We start from the raw sequence: 23,011 nt of genomic DNA, 5'->3' as shown, positions 1-23,011 counted from the left end.
CTACCCGTCGAGGATCCGCTCCGCGAGCGGGGTCTCCAGCACCGTCACCAGCCGGTACAGTTCCTCGCCGGCGTGTATCTCGCCCGCCTGATGTCGCCGGTACGTCTCCCGCACGGCCGCCCAGTCGAGACAGGGGAGCGCCCTCCCCCGCTGTTCGTTCCGGTCGAGCGCGCGCTCGAAGAAGTCGTGGTTCCGGATGACCTCGTTTTTGTCCTGCATCGGGCCGTCGGTCCGGTGGGTGGCCGAACTGGTGAGCTTCGCGACCTGGTTGAGGGCGCGGTCGCCGACGACGTGTGCCGCCTTGTGGGAACTGACCGGGACGCCGGTCGACGCGTGGGGGATGTCGGCCAGCGACGGGTCGAGCGCCTCCATCGCCCGGTGGACCGGGTCGGACCGCAGCCGGTACTTCAGCGGCATCGAGAGGTGGAGGTCGATCAGCCGGCGGTCCAGCAGCGGGTTCCGGGTGGGCGTGATCTGGAGGGCGGCGAACAGGTCGAAGCCGATCCCGTTCGTGACCGGGTAGAGGTACTGGCTGAGCGCCAGCGTCCCGACGGACTCGTACTCGACGCCGTGCGCGTCGACCCGACCCCCCCGGTCGCGGAGGTTCGCGTCGATGAGTTCCCCGTACGGCGGCGCGTCGACGAAGGCCGGGTCGCGCGCCATCCCGTCGGCCTCCCGCTGGGCGACGTGCCCGGCGGGCGTCACCGGTACGTCCGGGACCGGCGGCCACAGCGTGACGCCGAACGGCAGGTCGATTTCCCGCTGCGGGACGCCCCACGACCCGAACAGCACGTCGCAGTACAGCCCGGTGAGCAGGGCGTCGGTCTCCGCGAGCTTCTCGGCGTACCCGAGCATGTGCCCCGACTGGAACTGCCCGATGAACTCCTGGATGGGCGCGGCCCGCTCCAGCAGCGTCTCGTGATAGTCGAGCCCCCGCTCCAGCAGCTCGAAATCGGCCCCTGCGGCGTCGGCCGCCCGCTTTGCGGCCCGCGCCTCGCGGTTCCACCCGTCGCCCATGTGATAGCAGTCCAGCGCCGACCCGCCGGCGGCGAGCACCGTCCGGGAGTCGCTCCCGCCGCTCAGCAGGAGGCCGTAGTCGCCGTCCTCCCTCGGCATCCGGTCCGCGACGGCCCGCTCGAACCGCTTCGCCAGTTCGTACACGAAGTACGACAGTGGCTTGTCGACCGGGTCGTACCGCGGTTCCCAGTACTGTCGCTCGTCGAACCCGCCGGAGTCGGGGTCGTACGTCAGCAGCGTCGCGGGCGCGATCTGTTCGACGCCCTCGACCGGCGTCTTCGTCCCCTGAACCCGACGTGAGTAGAGATACTCCGCGAGGTACGGCTCCGCGAACGCGGGCTCGAACCCCGGCACTTCGGGGACCGTCTGGATGGTCGTCGAGAACGCGAGACAGCCGTCGCCGACGGCATAGTAGAGGGGGCGCGCGCCGACGCGGTCGGCGAAGAACGTCGCGGTCCCGTCGTCGGGGTCGTAGCGCAGCCCGACGAACTCGCCGTCGAGTCGCTCCACGAAGCCGTCGCCGTACTCGTCGTACTGGCCGGCACACACCCGCGCCGTCTCCGCTGGATCGACCCGCCGCCGTCCGCCACGCTCGTCCGTGACGGTGAACACCTCGCCCCACACCCACACGAGCGACCCGTCGGCCGCCTCGACCGGCTGGTCGGTCGCCGTCCCCTCGTGGAACGCCGACCGTACCGCGATCCCCTCGTCCCGATACGTGCTCGCCCGCTCGTCGTCGACCGTCGGCGGGATCGTCTCGACGCTGGCGTCGACGTGGTCGCCCACGACGCCGGATAGTCCGACCATCTCACCACCGCCCGGTTCGATCCGCGTCCGCTGTCCGCCGCCCGGTTCCGCCGACTGGCCGCCTGTTGCTGTGCATGTGCGAGTCGCTCCGGTTACCCGTCGTTTTAGGCCGTCCTAAAAAACCTTTTACATCCGCAGTCGGCGTGAGTCAGCGTATTCGAGGCGGAGCCTCCGGCCTCAAGGAGCGAGCGAAGCGAGTGAGTAGGCCGGAGAGGAAGCCGACAATCCCACCACGTCCCACGAACTGTTGCCGCCCTTTCTCCACAACGTTAATAAACTATCGGGGGTACATCTGACGTATGGAGATGCGGCGAACTGTCCCGGTGAAACTCGATGTGGACAGCGACGATGCCGCACTTCTCCGCGAAACTGTTGACGAGTTTCTGTGGGCCGCCAACTACGTCGTGGACCACGCATGGCAGGGCGACTACAAAACCACAAGCAAGGCGCAGTTGCAGGAGGAAACCTACGACGAGGTACGCGACCGGACACGATTGCACGCGAATCTCGTCCAGAACGCTCGCAACAAGGCCGCCGACGCCGTACAGAGCGTCGTCGCCCGCTGGAAACAGGGCAAGTATGCGGGCAAACCACACTTCTCGAAGCCTACTGTCGTCTACGACAAGCGGTGTGCGACATTCCACGACGAGTACGTGTCGCTGGCAACCGTGGGCGGACGTATCGAAGTTGAGTACGTCCTGCCCGACGCAGATCGCGACACACCTCACAGTCGGTATCTCGACAACGACGACTACGAGGTGACGGGAGCGGAACTCCACAACAAGGACGGCGAGTGGTTCCTTCACCTCCGCACAAAGGCGGAGATGGAGACCGACACGCCGGAGCAGGCAACGACCGGGCACAGCACAGTCCTCGGCGTTGACCTCGGCGTGAACCAACTCGCGGTCACGTCGATGGGTACGTTCTGGAGCGGTCACGAGTTCGACCACTGGCGACGGGAGTACGAGAAGCGGCGGGCCTCACTCCAGCAGTGTGGGTCGCGTCACGCCCACGAAAACATCCAGTCGGTCGGGCGCAAAGAGACGGGGCGGTTCAAGATGATGCTCCACCGGATTACGAACGGCATCATCGAAGAAGCCGCCGAAAACGGCTGTACGGTTATCGCCTTCGAGAAGTTGACCGGCATCCGCGACCGGCTCTCGGGTGCGTCGTGGGGGCACAAGTGGGCGTTTGAGCGGTTGTACGAGTACGTCGAATACAAGGCCGAACTCCACGGCATCGACGTAGTGCAGGTGGACCCGGAGAATACGTCGTGGCGGTGTTCAACGTGTGGATTCACCCACCCAGACAACCGCGAAGGTGAGGACTTTGAGTGCCTGAAATGCGGGTACGAGAACCACGCCGACTACAACGCGGCGAAAAACATCGGACTACGGTATCTCCGCCGTAACCAAACTGGAGACGGCGGAGGCGCACCCGTAGGCGTGCGCCTGAATCGCGGGATGTTGAACGCGAACGGAGAATATGACTCTCCTGCCGGGGGTTCCGGCCAGAGCGGGAGTCCACGCGAAAGCCCCACCCTCAACGAAGCGAACGGCGAAGCCGTGAGCGAGTAGGGTGGGGTAGTTTACCCGTTGTCGTCTTCTACCACGCCGTCCCGCCGCAGGTCGGACGAGCCCAGCGTCTGCCGCCACAGCGCCGGCCCGTAGTCGACCGCAAGCAGGTTCGCGACGGTGGAGACGTACAGCGCCGACAGGAAGTACCAGGGCTTCACCGTGATGACCGCCGCGACGTGGTCGTACAGCACGAACCCGATGGTGGGGACGTACCCGAACGCCGACAGCACGCCGACGGTGAGCACCGCGTAGGCAAGCGTCGGCCGCTCCCGGTAGATAACGCCGACGAACAGGCCGAGCAGGACGCCCAGCTGTGCGGTGTGGATCTCGATGTAGCTGTCGAACAGCGACTGGAGGACTCCCGTCATGCAGATTGCCCCCCGTGTCGCCCTCCGTCTCGAAGCCCCTCCACGAACCGCCCAAGCCTCGACTCGCCCATGGTGTGAACGTCGGTAACCGGCCGCTTAACTGTCGGGTCCGAGCCGACGGTTGTGTCCGGTCCGACTGACACGCCGCTGAAGCCGCGGTATCGAACCGTGCTATTTATCTTTAGGCTGCCCAAAAACGGCCCCAATGTCCGCCGGCGTCCGGAGCCCACCGACCGGTGCTGGTGCGCCATGAGCTACCGGCAGTCGCTCGTGGTGCGGTGGTCCGGCCGGGACCGCCTCGCCGTCCTCGTCGTCGCCGTGACCGCCGCCTTCCTCGTCGGTGCAGTCGTCGTCCTGCTCGCTGTCTCCGGACAGACGACGGTGATGGCGGCCGACCACGGCTCCGAGACGGCCGTGTCGCTCACGACGACCACGGGGGCCGAGGGGACGACGTTCCCGCTGGCGACCGCGACCGTCGACGGCGTCCAGCGAACGGTCGTCGGCGTCCCGCGGGGCGGCGCGTTCGGGATGGACCCGCCCGACGGCGTCGCCGGGCCGGCGTCGAACGGGACGGGCACGCTCGTCGGCGACCGGGCGACTCTGGAGCGAACGGTCCGGGAGCGAAGCGGCGAGACGCCGTTCCCGGACCCGTGGCTCGTGACCGACGCCGGGACGGCGACGTCGCTGGGGAGCGACCGCGCTCTGACACTGCGCGCGTCGGCGTCGCCGGTCCCGGCGTCGGGCGCGCCGCTCACCGGCGCGCTCGCCTTCTTCCTCGTCGGCACCCGGCAGATGCTCGGCGTGCTCGGCGTCGTCTGTCTCGGCGTGGCCGTGCTCGTCGGCGTCGTCGTGTTCAGCGTGACCCGGATGACGGTCCGGGACCGCCGGTCGTCGATCGCCGTGCTCCGGGCGACGGGCGCGAGCCGGCGACGGGTCGCCCTGCTCGTGACGGCCCGCGCGGGACTGCTCACGCTCGCCGGCGTCACGCTCGGCTACGCGGTCGGCGTCGTCGTCCCGAACGCCGCCGTCACCGCCGCCGTGACGCTCGGGTTCCCGGTCGGGCTCCCGCTGGGCGTGACCCCCCGCGCCGCCGGCCTGATCCCTCTCGTCCTCCTCGCCCTCGTCGGCGTGGGACTGCTCGCCGGCGCGCTGGCCGCCCGGTCGGCGGTTCGCGGCGCGCCGCTCGACTCCGGGGCGGCGACGACCCGACGGTGGCCGGGCGGCCCATCGTTTCTCCCGGCGGGGGCCGCCGTCCCGACGACGGCCACGCTCGCGGTGTTCGCCGCGTTCGTCCTCGTTGTGGTCGCGCTGGCCGGCGTCGTCGGCGGGATCGGCGCCACGGGCGGCGCGTCCGGCGGGATGGTCGTCGAGCCCGGGGCCGTCCACCCGGTCGACAGCCACGTCCCGGCGGCGGACGCCGACCGGCTCCGGCGCTCCGGCGTCGCCGCCAGCCCCGAGATCCTGCTGTTCCTGGCCCACGACGGCCGGCCGGTCCCCGCCCGCGGGGTGGAGTTCGACGCGTACAGCGCCGTGACCGACGCCCGCGTCGTCGACGGGCGGGCACCGAACGCGACCGACGAGGCGGCCGTCGGGACCGCCTTCGCGCGGACCCACGGCCTCGCCCCGGGCGACGAACTCGCGCTCGGCGGCAGCACGACGCCGGCGGTCGGCACCGTCGAGGTGGTCGGCACGTTCGCGGCCGACGGCGCGAGCGACGACCACCTCCTCGTCAGCCTCCCGCTCGCGCGGCACCTCGAGGGCGTCCCCGAGGGGTCGGTGAACCTCGTCCGCTACGGCGAGCCCGCCGCGAACCGCACGACCGAGGGCGTCGTCGTGCTCGGGACGAGCGCGCCGCGGCGGGTCGCCACGGACGAGACGGTCCCGGTCGAGGTCCGCCTCCGGAACGTCGATTCCGGGCCGGCGTCGCGGACGGTCCGTGCCACGCTCGGCGACCAGCGCCGGACGAAGCGGGTCACGCTCGACGGGGGCGAGCGCCGGACGGTCGAACTCCGGTTCGACGCGCCCGGCGCAGGCACCCGGGTCGTGACGGTCGGCGACCTGACGCGGACGGTCCGGGTCCTCTCGGCCGACACGCTCGTGCTCGCCCCGCTCCCCGAGGTCGGCCCGCCGAACGCGACGCTCCGGGTCGGCGTCGGAACGGCGGGCGGCGCGCCCGTCGGGAACGCGACCGTCCGGCTCGGCGACCGGACGGCGCGCGTCGGCGACGACGGGCGGACGCGGGTCCGGCTGCCGAGCGCGCCCGGCGAGTACGCGGTCCGGGTCACGGCGGGGAACCGCTCCGCGACGCAGGCGCTGCGCGTCGAGCGCGGGGCGCGGCGCGAGCCCGTCGTCCGCCTCGTGACGCCGAACCGGACGGGCGTGTTCACGACCCCGTCCGTCCGGGTCCGCGTCAGGAACCCGTGGGGGGTGTCGCTCGACCGGACGCTGTCGGTCGACGGTCCCGGCGTGGCCGTCTCGGAACCGCTGGAACTGGCTCCGGGACGCGACCGGACCGTCTCGGCGACGCTCGACCGACGCCCGCCCGGCGAGTACACCGTTCAGGTGACCGCCGGCGGCGGGGCAGCGACGGGGACGTACCGCGTGACCGGCGACGAACGGCTGGCAAGCGCCGTCGCGTCGAGCGACGAGGCTCCCGGCGGGGTCGGAGCCGGCGGCCTGCTTTCGCGGGTGTTCGGCAACCTCTGGCTCGTGCTGGCGACGCTCGTGGCGCTGGGCGTGGTGATGACGGTCGGCAGCACGGTCGCGGCGTTCGCCGACGCCGTCCAGGCCCGCCGCGGCGACATCGGCGTCCACCGGGCGGTGGGCGCTGGCCCGCGCCGGATCGGACGGCTGGTGCTCGGCGACGCGCTCCGGATCGGGCTGCCGGCGGCGGCGGTCAGCATCGCCCTCGCCGCGGCGACGGTCTGGACGCTCTCCGTCGTCGGAACGCTCACCGTGTTCGGCGTCCGCGTGACCCCCCGCGTCCCGCTCTCCGTCGTCGGGCCGCTGGCCCTCGGCTCGCTCGCGCTGGCGCTCGTCAGCGCGGGCGTCGTCGCCTGGCGGTACAGTTCGGTGGCTCCATCGCGGCTGCTCGGGGGGTCGCGATGAGCCGACGCCGCCCCGACTGGCTGCTGGTTGTGGCCGTCCTCGCGGTCGGCGCGGCGACCCGCCTCTCGTCGCTGTACGCCTCGCCGCTGCCGTTCAACACCGACGGGTTCGTCTTCGTGAGCAGCGCGGAGCGGATCCTCGCGACCGACGGCGTCGCGCTGGCCGGCCCGGCCGCGCCGGCACCCGACGAGTACCTGTTCGCGACGCTGCTCGCGGTCGTGAGCGAGGTCACGGGGGTCGCCCCGCTGTACGTGGCCCAGGCGCTCGTCGCCTGTCTGGCGACCGTCCCCTCGCTGGTCGCGATGGCGTACGCCCGCTCGCTCGCGGCCGACTTTTCGGCCCCCGTCCGGCGCGGCGCGGCCGCGTTCGCGGGGCTCGCCCTGGCCGTCGAGGGGCCCTACCTGTTCCGGTCGATGTCGGTCAACGCGGAGGTGTTCGGGCTGGCGGTCGTCGCCTGCCTCGCTCTCGCGCTCGGCCGGACGCTGCGGACGGAGCGCCGCCGCTGGCTCGCGCTGACCGCGGCCCTGGCCGTCACGGTGCCGGTCGTCCACAGCCTGAGCGCGTTCGTCGCCGGGCTCGTCGGGACGACGCTGGTCGCTCTCGGGGTCGCACGGCGGCCCACGACGCGGCGGCTCGCGTACGGGGCGCTCGGGACGGCCGGCTTCTGGCTGCTGACGTTCGGCTACTACGCGGCCGCCGACCTCCCGAAGGCCGGCAGCGTCTCCGCCTCGCTCGGGCTGTTCCTCGCGTGGGTGGTGCTCGTCGTCGCGCTGGCCAGGTGGCTCGACACCGCCTCCGCCGCCGTCCGGCGCGGCGCGGCGGTCGCGGTCTTCGGCGCTGGCGTGGCCGTCTTCGTGCTGAACGCGGCGGTCGCGGTCTACCCGGGGACCGCGACGACGTCGTCGCTGCTCCTGACGCTGACCCTGCCGCTGGTCGTCGTGCTCGCCGCCGCCGGGGTCGGTCTGTCCCGCCTCGCCTCCGACCGGGGTCTCGCGATGTTCGCGCTCGTCCTCGGCCCGCTCGCGGCGGTCGGGTTCGCGCTCACGGCCGGCCGGACGCCGGTGTACGAGGACCTGGTCGTCAGGTCGGTGACGTTCGTCCACCCGGGGCTGGTCGTCGCCGCGGCGGTCGGCCTCGCCGTGCTGGTCCGCCGGCGGCCGGCGTTCGGGCGCGTCGCCGCCGCGGCGGCCGTCGTCGCCGTGCTCGTCTCGGCCCCGCTCCCCTTCGCCGGGCTGGCGGCGTTCCCGTTCGAGCCCGTCACCGACCCCGCCGAACTCGACGCGGCGACGTTCGCCACGGACCGCGTCGACGGCGGCTGGACGAGCGACGACCACGTCGCGCTCGTCGCGTACAACTACCGCGGTGCCGGCGTGACCGACCTGCCGACGACCGCCTGGCTCCGGGGCGACGCGCCGCCGCCCGACTGCCCAGTCGTCGCCCGGAGTTCGTGGAAGACCGTCGGCGCGCCCGGTCCCACCGAACCGCTCGACATTTCCCGGTCGGCCTACGACGAGTGGGTGATGACGGGCGACGTGGTGTACGCCGGCGGAGCCGACTCGTCTATCGTCCTGCGGTGGGAGCCGGGCCGGTGCGACGCGGGGCTCCCGGGGGGTGGCCCGTGAGCGACGCCCCCGTGCTGGCCGCCCGCGACGTGACGCTCGCCCGCGGCGACCGGCGCGTCCTCGACGGCGTTTCGGTCGCGGTGCCGCCCGACGCCCGGCTGCTCGTCCGCGGCGCGAGCGGGGCCGGGAAGTCGACGCTGTTCGAGGTGCTGGGCCTGCTCACCGCGCCGGACAGCGGGACCGTCGAGGTCCGGGGGACCGACGCGACCGCGGCGTCCGAACGCGAACGCGCCGCGCTGCGGCGCGACCACCTCGGGTTCGTGTTCCAGGGGTTCCGGCTCATCGACGACCTCACGGCCTACGAGAACGCGCGCGTCCCGCAGGAACACGCCGGCGACGTGGACGAGGCGTGGCTCGACACGCTGTTCGACCGGCTCGGGATCACCCCGCTTGCCGACAGGCGGCCGCCGGCGCTGTCCGGCGGCGAGCGCCAGCGGGTCGCCATCGCACGCGCGCTCGCCAACCGGCCGAGCGTCGTCCTCGCCGACGAACCGACCGGCCAGCTGGACCCCGAGACGACCGACGACGTGCTGGACACCCTGTTCACCGTCCACGAGACGTTCGACACGGCGGTCTTGCTGGTGAGCCACGACCCGCGACTCGCGGGGTCGTTCGACCGCCGGTTCACGCTCGCGGACGGCTCCCTCACACCGGACTGATCCACCCATGACACGCCCCACGCGACCCGGCGGCGGCGCGCGGCTCGCCGAGCTCCAGCGGCGGCTCGGTGCGGACCTGATCGCGGTCCTCGCCCTGACGGCCGCCGCCGACCTGTTCGTGCTGGTGCCGGGGCTGAACGGGACGCCCGCGCGCCCGGTGTTCGGGCTCGTCTTCGTCCTGTTCGTGCCGGGGTACGCCGTCGTCACCGCGCTGTTCCCGCGGCCGTCGGGCGGGGGAGCGAGCGACGACGCCGACGCCGGCAGGCCGACGGCGGCCGTACGCATCGCGCTCGCCGTCGTGACGAGCGCGCTCGTCGCCGCCGCGCTCGGCATCGCGCTCACGTTCACGCCCGTCGGCGTGCGGCTGTTCCCGCTGGTCGCCGGCCTGACCGCCGTGACGGTCGGCGTGACGGGCTACGCGGCGGTCCGTCGGTCGCGGCTCCCCGGGCGCGTCCGTCCCGACCCGCCGTCGCGCGGACCCGCGGCGTCCGCCGACGCCGTCGACCGAACGGGTCGGGACTGGACGGCGCTCGACCTCGTGCTCGCCGCCGCGGTCGTCCTGGCGCTCGCCGGCGTCGGCGTCGCGGCGCTCGCCCCGTCGGACGACGGCGGGTACACGGAACTGTACCTCGTGACCGAGAACGAGTCCGGTGCCCTCGTCGCCGACGGCTACCCGCGGAACGTCAGTGTCGGCTCGGAGCGCGACCTCACGCTCGGCGTCCGAAACCGAGAAGGAACGGCGACCGACTACACGGTCGTCGTGCAACTGCAGCGCGTCGCGAGAGGGAACGGGACGGCCGACGAGCGGGTGACGGCGAGGGCGTCGCGTCCCGGCCCGGCCGGGGGCCGCGTCGTGGAGCGGACCGTGCTCCACCGCTACACGCCCCGGCTGGACTCGGACGGGACGTGGCGGCGACAGCACACCGTGTCGCCGCCGTTCGCGGGCGAGCGCGTCCGCCTCGCCTACCTGCTGTACAGGGGCGACGCCCCGGACGACCCGACGGTCGGAAACGCCTACCGGACCGTCTACCTGTGGCTCACCGTCACCGACTCCGGCGACGGGGACGCTGACCGCCGCCGTAGCGGGTCCGCGGTCCGCCCGGTTTCACCCATCTGAGGTTAATCTCCGGGGGAACATGTTCTCAGGAGCTGGGAATCGGTCTCCCGGTATAAGTGATAGTCCCGCCAAACTTCGCATGTGAGGTGACCGCTATGGCAACCAACGAAGCAACCGTCGACTGGCTCGGGCGGGAACAGGAGTTCGAATACGCGGGGTCGGTCGCCGGCTACGTGACGGTGCTGGTCCGGCTGGTGGTGGGGTACTGGTTCCTCATGTCCGGCTGGACGAAGTTCGCGTTCGTCGCGGGCACGCCGTTCAGCGCGGAGGGCTACCTGGCGAACGCCGGCGGGAGCCCCATCGCCGGGCTGCTGGCCTTCGTCGCCGAGACCCCGTGGCTCCTGGAGTTCACCAACTTCATGATCCCGGTCGGTGAGTTCCTCATCGGCCTCGGGCTGATCGTCGGGGCGCTCACCCGGCTGGCGGCGTTCTTCGGCGGGGTCCTCATGACCCTGTTCTACCTCGGGAACGCCGACTGGGCCCACGGCTACGTCAACGGCGACCTGCTCGGCCTCCTGATGTTCGTCCTCATCGGGACGTTCGCCGCGGGCCGGTTCCTCGGCGTGGACGCCTACCTCGAGGCGACCGAGTTCGTGCAACAGCGGCCGAAGCTCCGCTACCTCCTCGGGTAGCGGGGGACCGTCTTCCGGTCCGATTCGACCGCCGCAGATCGTCATCCCGTTTTCCGACCGCTGTCCGCCCGCGAGTGCGGGCCGGCGGCAGTTTTATATTTGAGTATCCTAAAGACAGATTTAGATGAGTCTAATTCTCTGTTCTGCGGGGTCGACCCGCCGTGAATGAAGCGGTCGAGGTGCTGGTCACCTCCCTCCGGGACGGCTACGTGCAGGTCAGCGCCTTCGTCGCCGTGACGGTGTTGCTGTTCGGACTGGCGCAGTACTGGACCGGCGGCGCGCTGCTTCGCTACGTCGAGGAGCACGAGCGGGGCCAGCCGCTGTTCGGCGCGCTGCTGGGGCTGACGCCCGGCTGTGGCGGCGCGATCGTGATGATGCCGCTGTACGTCCGCGGGACGGTCAGCTTCGGCACCGTCGTCGCGACGCTGGCCGCGACGGCGGGCGACGCCGCGTTCGTCATCATCGCGCTCGCGCCGGAGGCGGCGCTGTACGCCTACGGCATCGCCTTTGTCGCCGCGGTGGCGACGGGCTACCTGATCGACGCGTTCGGCGTCGGCGTCGAGCGGGTCGACGCGGCCGTCGCGCGGATATCTCCCGCGACGACTGACGGCGGGAGCGTCGTCCACGGGGCGGGCCCCAACCCCGTTCCGAACCCGACCCACGAGTACCCCACCGACCCGCCGACGCACGTCCACGACGAGGGGCCGGACCGCCGCTCAGCCGTCCTCACGCCGCTCTCGCACGCGGCCCACGTCGCCTGGTGGCTCGCGGCCGCCGCGGCGCTGACGCTGGGGGTCACCTACCTCCTCCGGGGCGCGCCCGACGTGCCGCTGGCGCTCGGGGCGACGTTCGCCGGCGCGTTCACCGTCATCGGCCTCGCCGGATCGCTCCTGTCGCTGTACCTCTACGCGGTCGGCCGCCACTACGTCGGCGAGGGGAGCGTCGGCCGGGCGCGCGACTCCTTTGCCTCCGCGTACGACACGCTGGTCCACGCGGCCATGGAAACGAGTTTCGTCACGGTCTGGGTGCTCGGTGCGTACCTGATCTACGAGTACGGCCTGCTCCTGACGGGCGCGGACATCGCGTCGCTCGCCGCTGCCGCGGGCGTGCTCGCGCCCATCGCGGGGGCCGTCGTCGGCCTCATTCCGGGCTGTGGCCCCCAGATCGTCCTCTCGACCGTCTACGCGGAGGGCAGCCTCCCGTTCTCGGCGCTGACGGCAAACGCCATCAGCCAGGACGGCGACGCGCTGTTCCCGCTGCTGGCCATCGACAAGAAGGCCGCCATCGTGGCGACCGTGTACACGACCGTGCCCGCGCTCGTGGTCGGCATCGGGCTCCACTTCCTGTGGGGCCCGGTGCTCGGCATGCCAGTCTTCGGGTTCGGCGTTCGCTGACCGGGAGCAGAAATATTATTTTCTGCCGATCGAAACGACGAACAGAATGAGCACCACGCCGCCCACCACCCCCTCCACCTCGCCCGCGTCTCGACCCGACCGCGACTCAGCGCCGCTCGGTATCAAGATCATCTGCGTCATCGGCTTCCTCGGGGCCCTCTTTGCCCTGCTGGCCGCCTTCAGACTACTCGGTGTCGGCGGAGCCGCTGGCTCCCTCGGCCTCGTGTTCCTGTTTCTCTCGCTCGGCCAGTTCGTCGTGTACGCCGGACTCTGGACGCTCGCGGGGTGGGCGTGGAAGTGGGCGCTGATACTGGAGGGGCTCGGGATCGTCCTCGATCTGTACGAGCTGAACGCCGTCGGCCTCCTCGTCGGACTGGTCGTGTTCGGCTACGTGTTCAGCAAGGGCGACCTGTACGAGTGAGTTGGGGCGTCAGAACTCGGGGTCGACCTCGGGCGCGACGCCGTCGTCCTCGTCGCCCTCGATGTCGAACTCCTCGCGGAGTTCCCGGATGCGGTCGCGGATGTCCGCCGCCAGTTCGAACTCCAGGTTGTCGGCGGCCTCGCCCATGCGCTCCTCCAGCCGCTCGATCCGGCGGGCGGCCTCCTCGGCGTCCGCGGGGCCGTCGCCGGCCACGTCGCTGGTGTCGGTCTGGGAGCCGGGGAGGTTCGTCTCGCCGATGGCCTTCTCGATGGTGGTCGGCTCCAGCCCGTGCTCCTCGTTGTACTCGCGCTGGATCTCGCGGCGGCGGCGGGTCTCCTCGATGGCGCGCTCCATCGCGGCGCTGCGCTCGTCGGCGTACAGCACGACCTCGCCGTTGACGTTGCGGGCGGCTCGGCCCATCGTCTGGACGAGCGTGGTCTCCGAGCGCAGGAAGCCCTCCTGGTCGGCGTCGAGGATGGCGACGAGGCTCACCTCGGGGATGTCCAGCCCTTCCCGCAGGAGGTTGATGCCGACGAGCACGTCGATCTCGCCGAGCCGGAGCGACCGGATCAGTTCGTGGCGTTCCAGGGTGTCCGTCTCGTCGTGCATGTACGCCACGTCGACGCCGGCCTCCTCCAGATACTCGGTGAGGTCCTCGGCCATGCGCTTGGTGAGCGTCGTCACCAGCGTGCGCTCGTCGCGCTCGACGCGCTCGTCGATGCGGTCCATGAGGTCGTCGACCTGCCCGGTCGCGTCGGCGACCTCGACCTCGGGGTCGACGAGGTGGGTCGGGCGGACGATCTGTTCGACCACCTGGTCGCTGTGTTCGCGCTCGTAGTCCCCCGGCGTCGCGGAGACGTACATCGTCTGGTCGACCCGGTCCTCGAACTCCTCGAAGGTGAGCGGGCGGTTGTCGTACGCCGTCGGGAGGCGGAAGCCGTTCTCGACGAGCGAGTCCTTCCGCGACTTGTCGCCCTCGTACTGGCCCTTGATCTGGGGGATCGTCTGGTGGGACTCGTCGATGACGGTGAGGAAGTCGTCGGGGAAGTAGTCGAGCAGGGTGTACGGCGGGTCGCCCGGTTCGCGGTCCGCGAGGTAGACGGAGTAGTTCTCGATGCCCGAGCAGTAGCCCGTCTCCTGCATCATCTCCAGGTCGAACGTCGTGCGCTCCTCGATGCGCTGGGCGGCGACAGCGTCGCCCTTGCGGTCGAAGTAGGAGATCCGGCTATCTAAGTCCTCGCGGATCTCCTCCATCGCGCGTTCGAGGCGCTCCTCCGGGATGGAGTAGTGTTCAGCCGGGTGGACCAGCACCGCGGGTTCCTCGCTTTTGACCTCGCCCTCCAGCGGGTCGATCTTCACCATGCGGTCTATCTCGTCGCCCCAGAACTCCACGCGGACGGCGTACCGGCCGTACATCGGGTAGATCTCGACGGTGTCGCCCCGCACCCGGAACGTGCCCTGCGTGAAGTCCACGTCGTTGCGCTCGTAGTTCAGGTCGACCAGCTGACCGAGCAGGTCGTCGCGGTCGATCGTCTGTCCGGTTTCGAGCCGCAGCGACATGTCGACGTAGTTCGACGGGTCGCCGAGGCCGTAGATGGCAGAGACCGAGGCGACGACGATCACGTCGTCACGGGTCAGCAGCGAGCGCGTCGCGGAGTGGCGCAGGCGGTCGATCTCGTCGTTGATCGAGGCGTCCTTGTCGATGAAGGTGTCCGTCTGCTCGACGTAGGCCTCGGGCTGGTAGTAGTCGTAGTAGGAGACGAAGTACTCGACGGCGTTGTCGGGGAACAGCTCCCGGAACTCCTCGTACAGCTGTGCCGCCAGCGTCTTGTTGTGGGCGATGACGAGCGTCGGTTGCTGTATCTCCTCGATGACCCACGAGACGGTGTTGGTCTTGCCGGAGCCGGTCACGCCGAGCAGCGTCTGGCGGTCCATCCCCTGGCGGTACCCCTCGGCGAGCTGTTCGATCGCTTCGGGCTGGTCGCCCGCGGGGTCGAAGGGCGCGTCGACACGGAACGGGCGCTCCCGGTCGGGGCGGTCGGGTGACAGCGGGCCGGAGTTGGCGTCGCTCACGTTGTCCGTCGGTTGGGCGCGGAGCGACTTTACCGGCTCGGTCGCGACGGTGTGTGCAACGCTCACGTGGCAAACGTACACAAACATATCAGTACGACAATACTTATGCCGCTCCGCGGGGTCCATACGGATACGATGCAGTTCAGATTCACCCGCTCCGAAAAGGTGGGGATGACGGCCTCCCTGACCGTCGTCCTCTCCGCGTTCCTCCCCTGGACGACCCAGGGACTCGGTCGCGTCTCCACCTCCGGTATCGGCTACGGCTACCTCGGCGGTGTGACCGCCCTCCTCGGCCTCGTCGCCTTCGCGGCGGTGCTCGCCTGGGGCTGGCGGGTCCGCACCCGCGCCCTCATGAGCGGCGTCGGCCTCATCGTCACGCTCGGCGTCGCCGGGCTGGCCGTGGGGCTCCACGCCGGAACCAACCCCGGCCTCGGGCTCGTCACCACGGCCATCGCGGCCGCCGCTCTCCTCGGCTCCGGCGCGTACGGCCTGTTCGCCGACGACGCGCGTCGTCGCCGGACGACGGCCTGAGACCCGGCGCTTTCCTCTAGCTTCGCTGGACGCTGACGCCGAGCGACTGCGCCGGCGTCGCATTCGCGGCGGTTTCGTTGCCCCCTTCGCCGGGCGCGGCGGTCACGCCCGTCTCGCCCTCGTGGGCGGCCAGCCACTCGCGGTAGGTTTCGTTGTCGACGACGACCACGTCGGCACGCATCCGCGAGTGCCCCGCGCCACAGATCTCGGTGCAGTACGCGCGGTAGGTGCCGGTCTCGGTCGCGTAGGTTCGGATCGTCGTGTTCTTCCCGGGGAAGGCGTCCTGCTTGACCCCCAGCTCCGGGACGAACAGCGAGTGCAACACGTCCGCGGAAGTCACCCCGACGCTCACGTTCCGCTCGGCAGGGATCACGAGCAGGTCCTGTGTCGTGACGTTCGCCTCGGGGTAGGTGAACTGCCAGCCCCACTGGTAGCCGAGCGCGTGGACCCGCTCGTCGGTCGGGCCGACCTCGTCGTTCGCCGTCGAGATGTACGGGCTGGTGAGCACGACGTACGCCGAGACGCCGACGAACAGGAGGATGATCGCCGTCGCGATGGTCCAGGTGACCTCCAGCGGCGGCGAGTCGATGGTCGGCTTCGGGGTCTCGTTGTCCCGGAACCGCACCACGGCGTAGATGAGGATCACCTCGACGAACACCGTCAGCGGGAGCGCGACGTACAGCAGTTGCGTGTTGAGGTCGTCGATCAGTTCCCGGTTTACCGACTGGGCCGCCGCCGGCGCGACGAACAGCGTCAGCAGCCCGGCCGCGGCGAGTGTCGCGAGCGCGGCGCGTCGGAAGCGGACCGGCATGGGTGCCGTCCCACGTCGTCGCGTAAATAGCTCGGGCCGAGGATTGGCTCGATGGCGCTCCCCGTCGGCTGTGTTCGGTTCGACCAGCACATGTGGCGGAACATGTATGGCGCGAGGACCCGTACTATCGCGCATGGCAACCGAGGACGCCCCCGAGGAAACCACGGTCAGCGACCGGGGGATGGTGACTATCCCGGCGTCGTTCCGCCGTCGGCTCGACATCGAACCCGGCGACAAGCTTCGCTGGGATATCGACGAGGACGGGGATCTCGCCGTGGAAGTCGTCCGACAGCGATACGGAGCGTTCGAGGACGACGACATGAAAGCGCCGCTGGGTGGCGACGGCCTCGACACACACGACGTAGCCGGGCACGAGGACGACCCCGCGTTCGCGGAGGACATCTGAATGGGCGTCGCCGTCCTCGATTCCAACGTTCTCATCGACTACAAGGACACGAGCGCCACCGACCGGCACGAACGGGCGGAGGCGATCGTCTACGCCATCGACCGCGGCACGCTCCCGAGCGCCAGAGTCACGAACTATGCGCTCTTGGAGGCGCTGAACTGGATTCACGAGCGGCAGCGCCACGATATCGCGGTCGACCTGCGCACCCGCCTCTCCGAGTCGGCGGGTTTCGAGTTGGTTCACTCGGCACAGACGGACTTTCACCGCGCAGTCGAACTCTTCGAGACCTACGAGGAACTCGCGTTCGGCGACGCGACTATCGCCGCGTACATGGAGCGGACGGATGTCGAGTACCTGTACTCCTTCGACGACGATTTCGACGTGGTCGAGGGGATAACGCGACTGGAGACGCCCGACGATCCGTTCAACTGAGGGGAACAAGAAGCGCCTTCGCCATTTTCACCGAAGCTGGGAGAACAGCCCCTACGTCGCGCAGTTGCTGGACCGGCTGGCGTAGCGAGGGATCTCGGTTCGATACTGCGAGGACGACTGCGGGATCGTCGGTCGGGTCCACGTTTATTTGACTCGCCGTGGTCCCGCGGACATGACCAATCCGGTCGGTGCACGCCTGCGGGGCACGGTGAGACACCGATGAACCGCGTCCTCGTCGAGGGTGGCGCGCTCGCCGCGCTGGCGCTCCTGCTGGTGGCGTTCGTCCTGTACGCCCGCCGGTGCGGGGACCGCCCCCGCGCCGACGGGGGGTACAGTCGACGGTCGGTGTTCGACCGGTCGTTCCTCCGCGAGCAACTCCTGCGGTGGACGACGACGACGGACCACCGGGAGATCGGGATCCTGTACATCCTCTTCGGCACCGTCGCCGCGCTGTGGGGCGGCGTCGACGGGATGATGATGCGCCTGGAACTGCTGACGCCCGAAGCGACCGTGTGGAGCGAGCAGACGTACAACGCGCTGTTCACGACCCACGGGCTGACGATGCTGATCTTCTTCGTTCTCCCCGTGTTCTTCGGCGTCGGGAACTACGTCCTGCCGCTGCTGCTGGACGCCGACGACATGGCGTTCCCGCGGCTCAACGCCGTCGGGTTCTGGTTGCTCCCGCCGGCGCTGTTGCTCGCCCGGTTCGGGCTGGTCGCGCAGGTGGCAGCGCAGGTGCTCGGCGCGGTGTCGCCCGGCCAGCTAGCGACGCTGTTCGGCGTCATGGAGGAGCCGGGGATCGGCTGGACGCTGTACACGCCGCTGTCGACGACGCAGGCGAACCCCCAGATCGACTTCCTCCTGCTCGGGCTCCATCTCTCGGGGATCGCGACCGTCATCGGCGCGATCAACTTCGTCGTGACCATCGTCTACGAGCGTGGCGAGGACGTGGGCTGGTCGAACCTCGACATCCTCTCGTGGAACTTCCTCGTGACCAGCGGGCTGGTGCTGTTTGCGTTCCCGCTGCTGGGCAGTGCGATCGTCATGCTCCTGCTGGACCGCAACTTCGCCACGACGTTCTACGCCGTCTCCGGGGGCGGGGCGATCCTCTGGCAGCACCTGTTCTGGTTCTGGGGCCACCCGGAGGTGTACATCATCTTCCTCCCGTCGGCGGGGCTGATGAGCTTCCTCCTCCCGAAATTCGTCGGGCGGAGCCTCTTTGGCTTTCGCTACATCGTCTACTCGACGCTCGCCATCGGCGTGCTCTCCTTCGGCGTCTGGGCGCACCACATGTTCACGACGGGGATCGACCCGCGGCTGAAGGCGTCGTTCATGGGCATCTCCATCGCCATCGCCGTCCCGAGCGCGATCAAGACGTTCAACTGGATCACGACGATCTGGGACGGGGAGGTGCGGCTGGCCGCGCCGATGCTGCTCTGTCTTGGCTCCATCGGCACGTTCGTCGTCGGCGGCGTCACCGGCGTGTTCCTCGCGGCGATCCCGGTCGACATCATCTACCACGGCACCTACTACGTCGTCGGCCACTTCCACATGATCGTCATGGGCATCATCCCGATGATGATGCTCGCGGCGTCGTACTACTGGTATCCGCTGATCACCGGCAGGCTGTACGACCGCCGGCTGGCGAAGTTCCAGGCCGGCCTCTTCATCGTCGGCTCGGTCGTCACCTTTGGCTCCCTGCTCGCGCTCGGCTTCGGCGAACTCCCGCGCCGGTACGCCAACTACCCGGTCGAGTTCGCGCCGCTCCAGCGCGTCGCCTCGGTCGGCGCGTTCGTCATCGGCGTCGCGGTGTTGCTGTGGCTGTACAACATGGTGTGGTCGTACTGGAACGGCAAACCGGTCGAGGACGCCGACGTGTGGGACCTGAAGCGGACGGGGCAGTTCACCCGCGAGTGGGCGTGGTTCGAGGACCGCCTCGAACGCCGCTACGCCGTCGAGCCGACGGAGCCGGATCCGGAGACCGTGCGCCCGTCGAGCACCGACGACCCGTCGGTCGGCAGCCCCGACGTGCTCCGGGACCCGCGGGGGCTGGTGCGGTCGGTCCTCGCGGACACGCTGTACGGCGCGCTCGGCGGCCTGCTCGGCACGCTCGCCATGACCGGCGTGCTCTTCACCGGCGCGCTGGTCGGCGTGTTCGACCTGCGAGGGTTCGTCGAACTGTCCGAACTCGTCGGCGTCGAGGGAAGCATCGCCGCTGGCTACGCCGTGTTCCTGCTCGGCGGGATGACGACCTGGGCCATCCTCTTCCGGGCGCTCGCGGAGTATCTCCCCGGCCGCCTGCTGGTCGTCACCGGCGTCTCCTACGCGACGATCATGTCCCTTGGCTTCGCCGTCGCCTTTTACACCGGCCAGTCCGGGCTGGCGCTCGTGGGCTATCTCGCCTTCGTCCTCGTCGCCCACTGGCTCTACGGGATCGGGCTGGCGGGGACGCTCCGGTACGCGGAGTACCGCCGAGACCTGGAAGGGAGTGGGATGTCCGGGGGCGGATCGGGCGACCCGCCGGAGGGCGACCGCTGATGGTCCGCGACGCCCTGCTGACCTACGGCGTGCCGTTCCTCGGGACCGTGCTGCTCGCGGCCGGCATCGGCGCGGCGGTGCTCGGCGGCTACGGCGCGGTCCAGGCCGAGGCCGGCCTCTGTGGCGCGCCGACCATCGGCGTCGAGTCGCCCGCGGACACCGAACGCCTGCGCTCGGGGTACGGCGACGGTGGCCCGACGCTCCGCACGCTGCCGTTCGACGACCTCTCGCCGGCCGAGCGCGCGGCGTTCGCGGACGGCGTCGACGCGTTCGACGGCGAAGGGGCGGTCGACGGGGCGTTCCCGAACCGTGAGGCGTTCGAAGACGGCGTCCTTGTCGCGTACGAGGGCGAGACGTACTACGCGACGCTGCGCTCGACCCGGCCGTGCACGTCCGTCGACCCGATCCTGCTCCCGCTCGGGCTGGCCGCGATGGCCTTCGGCGCGCTCGGCGTACTGACGCCGCCGCTGTACCGGCGGTACGCGGCGTTCGAGCGACGGCAGGGGTAACTTAGGTTCGGTGGGACCGCACTAGTGCGGTGTGTCGCAGACGCAGACTCCGCCTTCCCTGATCTGGTTTGTGACGTACCCGTGGACGCTTTGGGCAAGTTGCTGCATCGTGTCGGCTTGGCGTTCCGTTGGGCGTCGTCCACCGTAGTAACTGTCCGTGCGGTTGGTGTCGTACAGTTGCCGTAGTTTGCGTGTCGTCGTAGTAGATAGCAGCCCAAGGTCGGTTGCGCGGTCGTAGCAGGTAGTGTGGTCGTGAAAGTCAACGAGCTCATCGCCACCTTCAGCCAACGCGTAGGCCTCGATCGACCGTTCTGTCGCGCCGAAGCACAGTTCGATAGTGGCAGTACAGAACCCCTGGTCGGCGATCGTATCGACCGCGGACAGTAACCGACAGGCCTTCGTCAACTGCGTTTTCCAGTCGGCGTCTGGATCGATCGCGTCCTCCCGCGTCGGAACGCCGTATCCCTCCTCGTTGAACGCGTCGACCGCTGCGATGAGCGCGTCCGTGATGGCCTGTGGGTCCGACTCCCTACTCATCGAGCTCACCGTGGAACACCATCTCTCGGACCGTTTCGAACTTCTCCGTGTCGTAGACCACGAGACCATCGCCGAGTATCTCCTGCAACTCGTCGGTGTAGTTCGGCACGGCCGGAAGCGATTCGATATCGATCTCGTATGCATACCGGCCGGTATCGAACTCCCGATCTTCGAGATCCTGCCGGATGCGGTTCGCCGTTCGTTGGTTCGTCATTCGGTCTTCTTCGACGAGGACCCACAGGTCGATGTCGCTTCGTCTGTCGGCCTCCCCTCGCGCCACACTGCCGTACAGAACGACACCGATGATACTGTCGAGCTGCTCGACTAATTCCTCGACTGCGCTTCGAACTGGCGCGTGGAACTCCCCCTGCGGGATCTGGAGCAGCGGATCGTCGGGCTGGAACAACCGTTCACGGTTTATCTGCACCAACCGAGCGTTTCCTTGTCGCCGCTCTGTGACGAGGTCGTTGGCGGCGAGGACATCGATGGCTTTGGAGACACTCGGCTGTGAGTAGTCGACAGCATCAGTCAGTTCCGTGATGGAGAACTCGTTGCTGTAGTACCGAGATAAGAAGGAGAGAACCTCGTGTACAGCCTGACTCTTGAACAGGCCCGCGTCCTGTGTGGGGATATCGAGCGTTATCGTTGCTCCGCTCCCCGGATCAATATTCGATTTGCTTTTCATAGAAAACCATTCGTTGTGCTAACTACTTAAAGTTCATATTAGACCTCCCTGATCTATATCATGGCACAACCACTGTGTTTACCCTCCCTACAACTCCACAACCGCGCCCACGTACAGCACCGCCACCAGAAAGATCCACACGACGTCGACGAAGTGCCAGTACAGCGACGCCGTCGTGACGCCCGTGTCACGCTCCGCCCCGTACCGCCCGCGGTATCCCCGGAAGAGCACGACCGACAGCAGGACGACGCCGAGCGCGACGTGCAGGCCGTGCAGCCCCGTCAGCCCGTAGAACGCGCTCCAGTAGACGCCAGAGGAGAGGGCAAAGCCCTCCGCGACGACGAACTCGTAGTACTCGTAGAGTTGGCCGGCGAGGAAGACGACGCCGAGCAACACGGTCGCCCCGAGCAGCCCGAGAAAGCGCCGCCGTTTGTCGCGCTCCAGCGAGACATGGGCGTAGTGGAGCGTGACGCTGGAGACGAGCAGTATCGCCGTGTTCGCCAGTACGAGCGAGCCGACGAGGTCGGGCAGTTCCGAGGGCGGCCACGTGCCGACACGGACGAAGAAGTAGTAGATGAAGCCCGCGCCGAACGTGCCCACGTCCGTCGCGAGGAACAGCGCCATCGTCGCGCGGTACGTCCGGCGGTCCTTCCCGCCCGGCGGCGCGTACGCCTCGACGGCCCAGCCGGTGAGCCCGCCGACAACGCCGAGCGTGCCGAGGACGGCGAGACCGCCGCCGATCCACGTCGGCGCGATGCCCGCCGCGGCTGCCAGCGCGTACAGCGCAATGCCCGCGTACAGCACGCCAGCGCCGCCCGCCGCGAGGATGGGCCAGCGGCTCCGGTGTTCGTGACCGCCCTCCCCGCCGTGGTCCTCGGTGTCGTGCTCGGGCGGTTCGCCGTGGCCCGCGGCCCGTTCGACCATCGCTAGCCGTACGGGAGAGACGGGCAAAAAGGCGGGGCGTCGGGGCCGGTCGGCGGCCGCCCTTCGCTTCGTGACTCGTCAGTACCCCAGATACTCGTTCAGCGTGGCGAACTCCTCGGACGACAGGACGACTTCGGTCGCGACGTCGTCGACTCGCTCGAAGTCGTCGTCAAGCGTCAGGATCGTTTCGACCCCCTCCTCGAGAGCCACTTGCGCGTAGTAGCCGTCCCAGCCGTCGATGTTCAAGTTCCCCGACCGGTCGAACCCGTTCCGGACGATGCGCTCCGGGAGGTCCGCGTACCAGTGGATCCGCTTTGCGTCCATGAACCGCTGCATGAGCCCGGCCGCCTCGTCGTTCGAGAACCCATACACCGACGAGAGGACGTGATGTGCGCCGACGAGTGAGGCGTACGGCACGACCGCATCGATCGACCCCTGGATCGCCTCGCGGACGTACGACTGTGGAGTATCGCTCACCGGCGTCCCGGCGTGTGCGAGCGCCGTCACGCCGACGTCAAAGAGGTACGGCCCTTCACTCATCGCCGTCACCGTTTGCCCCGTCCTGAACGGCGTCGACGTGCTTCTTCGCGTGCGGGTCCAGGTCCTCGTACGGCGTCGTCGTTCGGTCCGCGGAGGCGGCGGCCTCGATCCGCTCGACCAGGTCCTCTACGATCCGTTCCGGGTCGTCCTCCGGTTTGACGATCACTTTCCCGTCTTCCTCGTGAACGGTGACCTCCGTCCCGGGCGCGATCCCTATCTGTTCCCGGACCTCCTTCGGAAGCACTACCCGCCCTTTGGAATCCACCGTCGGCATGTTTCCCACTTTGAGTGGGAAAGATATAA

Annotated in this window: 22 protein-coding genes; 13 read left to right on the top strand and 9 right to left on the bottom strand. The window is 69.4% G+C overall.

What is annotated here, in order from left to right; all coding sequences use genetic code 11:
* The gene (locus D8896_RS04005) at positions 1 to 1,824 is read right to left on the bottom strand and encodes an asparagine synthase-related protein (RefSeq protein WP_121820795.1); all 1,824 of its coding nucleotides are present in this window, start codon (positions 1,822 to 1,824) and stop codon (positions 1 to 3) included.
* A gap of 299 nt (positions 1,825 to 2,123) precedes the next feature.
* On the opposite strand from D8896_RS04005, the gene D8896_RS04000 reads away from it, so the two are divergent.
* The gene (locus D8896_RS04000) at positions 2,124 to 3,401 is read left to right on the top strand and encodes an RNA-guided endonuclease InsQ/TnpB family protein (protein WP_121820794.1); all 1,278 of its coding nucleotides are present in this window, start codon (positions 2,124 to 2,126) and stop codon (positions 3,399 to 3,401) included.
* An 11-nt stretch (positions 3,402 to 3,412) separates the two neighbouring features.
* Here the strand turns inward: D8896_RS04000 and D8896_RS03995 are convergent, their stop codons facing one another.
* Entirely contained in the window at positions 3,413 to 3,769 is a 357-nt protein-coding gene (locus D8896_RS03995) for a hypothetical protein (RefSeq protein WP_121820793.1), read from the bottom strand.
* A 249-nt stretch (positions 3,770 to 4,018) separates the two neighbouring features.
* On the opposite strand from D8896_RS03995, the gene D8896_RS03990 reads away from it, so the two are divergent.
* The 7 genes from D8896_RS03990 (at position 4,019) to D8896_RS03960 (ending at position 12,722) form a co-directional block, all read left to right on the top strand.
* The gene (locus D8896_RS03990; RefSeq protein ID WP_121820792.1) at positions 4,019 to 6,877 is read left to right on the top strand and encodes an FtsX-like permease family protein; all 2,859 of its coding nucleotides are present in this window, start codon (positions 4,019 to 4,021) and stop codon (positions 6,875 to 6,877) included.
* On the top strand, positions 6,874 to 8,499 hold the full coding sequence (locus tag D8896_RS03985) for a sodium/phosphate symporter (RefSeq protein WP_121820791.1): 1,626 nt from the start codon (positions 6,874 to 6,876) through the stop codon (positions 8,497 to 8,499). The genes D8896_RS03990 and D8896_RS03985 overlap by 4 nt, the downstream gene beginning before the upstream one ends.
* Complete coding sequence (locus D8896_RS03980; protein ID WP_121821193.1) at positions 8,496 to 9,158, top strand: ABC transporter ATP-binding protein; 663 nt, start codon at positions 8,496 to 8,498, stop codon at positions 9,156 to 9,158. The genes D8896_RS03985 and D8896_RS03980 overlap by 4 nt, the downstream gene beginning before the upstream one ends.
* Positions 9,159 to 9,165: 7 nt before the next feature.
* The gene (locus tag D8896_RS03975; protein ID WP_121820790.1) at positions 9,166 to 10,275 is read left to right on the top strand and encodes a DUF1616 domain-containing protein; all 1,110 of its coding nucleotides are present in this window, start codon (positions 9,166 to 9,168) and stop codon (positions 10,273 to 10,275) included.
* Between the two features lie 95 nt (positions 10,276 to 10,370).
* The gene (locus tag D8896_RS03970; RefSeq protein ID WP_121820789.1) at positions 10,371 to 10,907 is read left to right on the top strand and encodes a DoxX family protein; all 537 of its coding nucleotides are present in this window, start codon (positions 10,371 to 10,373) and stop codon (positions 10,905 to 10,907) included.
* 161 nt (positions 10,908 to 11,068) lie between these two features.
* A complete protein-coding gene (locus D8896_RS03965; protein ID WP_121820788.1) occupies positions 11,069 to 12,301 on the top strand; it encodes a putative manganese transporter in 1,233 nt (410 codons plus the stop codon).
* Between the two features lie 46 nt (positions 12,302 to 12,347).
* Complete coding sequence (locus D8896_RS03960) at positions 12,348 to 12,722, top strand: hypothetical protein (RefSeq protein WP_121820787.1); 375 nt, start codon at positions 12,348 to 12,350, stop codon at positions 12,720 to 12,722.
* 9 nt (positions 12,723 to 12,731) lie between these two features.
* On the opposite strand, the gene uvrB is transcribed toward D8896_RS03960, so the two are convergent.
* Positions 12,732 to 14,795 (bottom strand): excinuclease ABC subunit UvrB, encoded by a 2,064-nt coding sequence (uvrB, locus tag D8896_RS03955; protein WP_121821192.1) that lies wholly within the window; start codon positions 14,793 to 14,795, stop codon positions 12,732 to 12,734.
* A 135-nt stretch (positions 14,796 to 14,930) separates the two neighbouring features.
* Between uvrB and D8896_RS03950 the strand changes: the two genes are divergently transcribed.
* A complete protein-coding gene (locus tag D8896_RS03950) occupies positions 14,931 to 15,326 on the top strand; it encodes a hypothetical protein (RefSeq protein ID WP_121820786.1) in 396 nt (131 codons plus the stop codon).
* 16 nt (positions 15,327 to 15,342) lie between these two features.
* Here D8896_RS03950 and coxB read toward each other — a convergent pair whose 3' ends face one another.
* The gene (gene coxB / locus D8896_RS03945) at positions 15,343 to 16,137 is read right to left on the bottom strand and encodes a cytochrome c oxidase subunit II (protein WP_121820785.1); all 795 of its coding nucleotides are present in this window, start codon (positions 16,135 to 16,137) and stop codon (positions 15,343 to 15,345) included.
* Positions 16,138 to 16,270: 133 nt separating this feature from the next.
* Here coxB and D8896_RS03940 point away from each other — a divergent pair, with 133 nt between their 5' ends.
* From D8896_RS03940 to D8896_RS03925, 4 genes are all read left to right on the top strand, one after another.
* Positions 16,271 to 16,543: an AbrB/MazE/SpoVT family DNA-binding domain-containing protein gene (locus tag D8896_RS03940; RefSeq protein WP_121820784.1), complete on the top strand. Its 273-nt coding sequence runs from the start codon at positions 16,271 to 16,273 to the stop codon at positions 16,541 to 16,543.
* Positions 16,544 to 16,975 (top strand): type II toxin-antitoxin system VapC family toxin, encoded by a 432-nt coding sequence (locus tag D8896_RS03935; protein WP_121820783.1) that lies wholly within the window; start codon positions 16,544 to 16,546, stop codon positions 16,973 to 16,975.
* A 219-nt stretch (positions 16,976 to 17,194) separates the two neighbouring features.
* Positions 17,195 to 19,513: a DUF6789 family protein gene (locus D8896_RS03930; protein WP_121820782.1), complete on the top strand. Its 2,319-nt coding sequence runs from the start codon at positions 17,195 to 17,197 to the stop codon at positions 19,511 to 19,513.
* A complete protein-coding gene (locus D8896_RS03925) occupies positions 19,513 to 20,022 on the top strand; it encodes a hypothetical protein (protein WP_121820781.1) in 510 nt (169 codons plus the stop codon). Before D8896_RS03930 ends, D8896_RS03925 begins: the two co-directional genes overlap by 1 nt.
* A 21-nt stretch (positions 20,023 to 20,043) precedes the next feature.
* On the opposite strand, the gene D8896_RS03920 is transcribed toward D8896_RS03925, so the two are convergent.
* From D8896_RS03920 to D8896_RS03900, 5 genes are all read right to left on the bottom strand, one after another.
* Complete coding sequence (locus tag D8896_RS03920; RefSeq protein WP_121820780.1) at positions 20,044 to 20,559, bottom strand: DNA-binding protein; 516 nt, start codon at positions 20,557 to 20,559, stop codon at positions 20,044 to 20,046.
* A complete protein-coding gene (locus D8896_RS03915) occupies positions 20,552 to 21,244 on the bottom strand; it encodes a nucleotidyltransferase domain-containing protein (protein WP_121820779.1) in 693 nt (230 codons plus the stop codon). The genes D8896_RS03920 and D8896_RS03915 overlap by 8 nt, the downstream gene beginning before the upstream one ends.
* 87 nt (positions 21,245 to 21,331) lie before the next feature.
* Complete coding sequence (locus D8896_RS03910) at positions 21,332 to 22,168, bottom strand: cytochrome c oxidase subunit 3 (RefSeq protein ID WP_121820778.1); 837 nt, start codon at positions 22,166 to 22,168, stop codon at positions 21,332 to 21,334.
* A gap of 78 nt (positions 22,169 to 22,246) precedes the next feature.
* Positions 22,247 to 22,708, bottom strand: coding sequence for a type II toxin-antitoxin system VapC family toxin (locus D8896_RS19720; RefSeq protein ID WP_205596764.1), 462 nt, complete (start codon positions 22,706 to 22,708; stop codon positions 22,247 to 22,249).
* Positions 22,701 to 22,982, bottom strand: a complete 282-nt coding sequence (locus D8896_RS03900) for an AbrB/MazE/SpoVT family DNA-binding domain-containing protein (protein ID WP_121820777.1) — start codon at positions 22,980 to 22,982, stop codon at positions 22,701 to 22,703. Before D8896_RS03900 ends, D8896_RS19720 begins: the two co-directional genes overlap by 8 nt.
* Positions 22,983 to 23,011 lie beyond the last annotated feature (29 nt).

Origin of the sequence: Halostella salina, assembly GCF_003675855.1 — an archaeon.
Taxonomy (GTDB): Archaea; Halobacteriota; Halobacteria; order Halobacteriales; family Natronoarchaeaceae; genus Halostella; species Halostella salina.
This window is presented reverse-complemented; position numbering and strand designations above follow the sequence as displayed.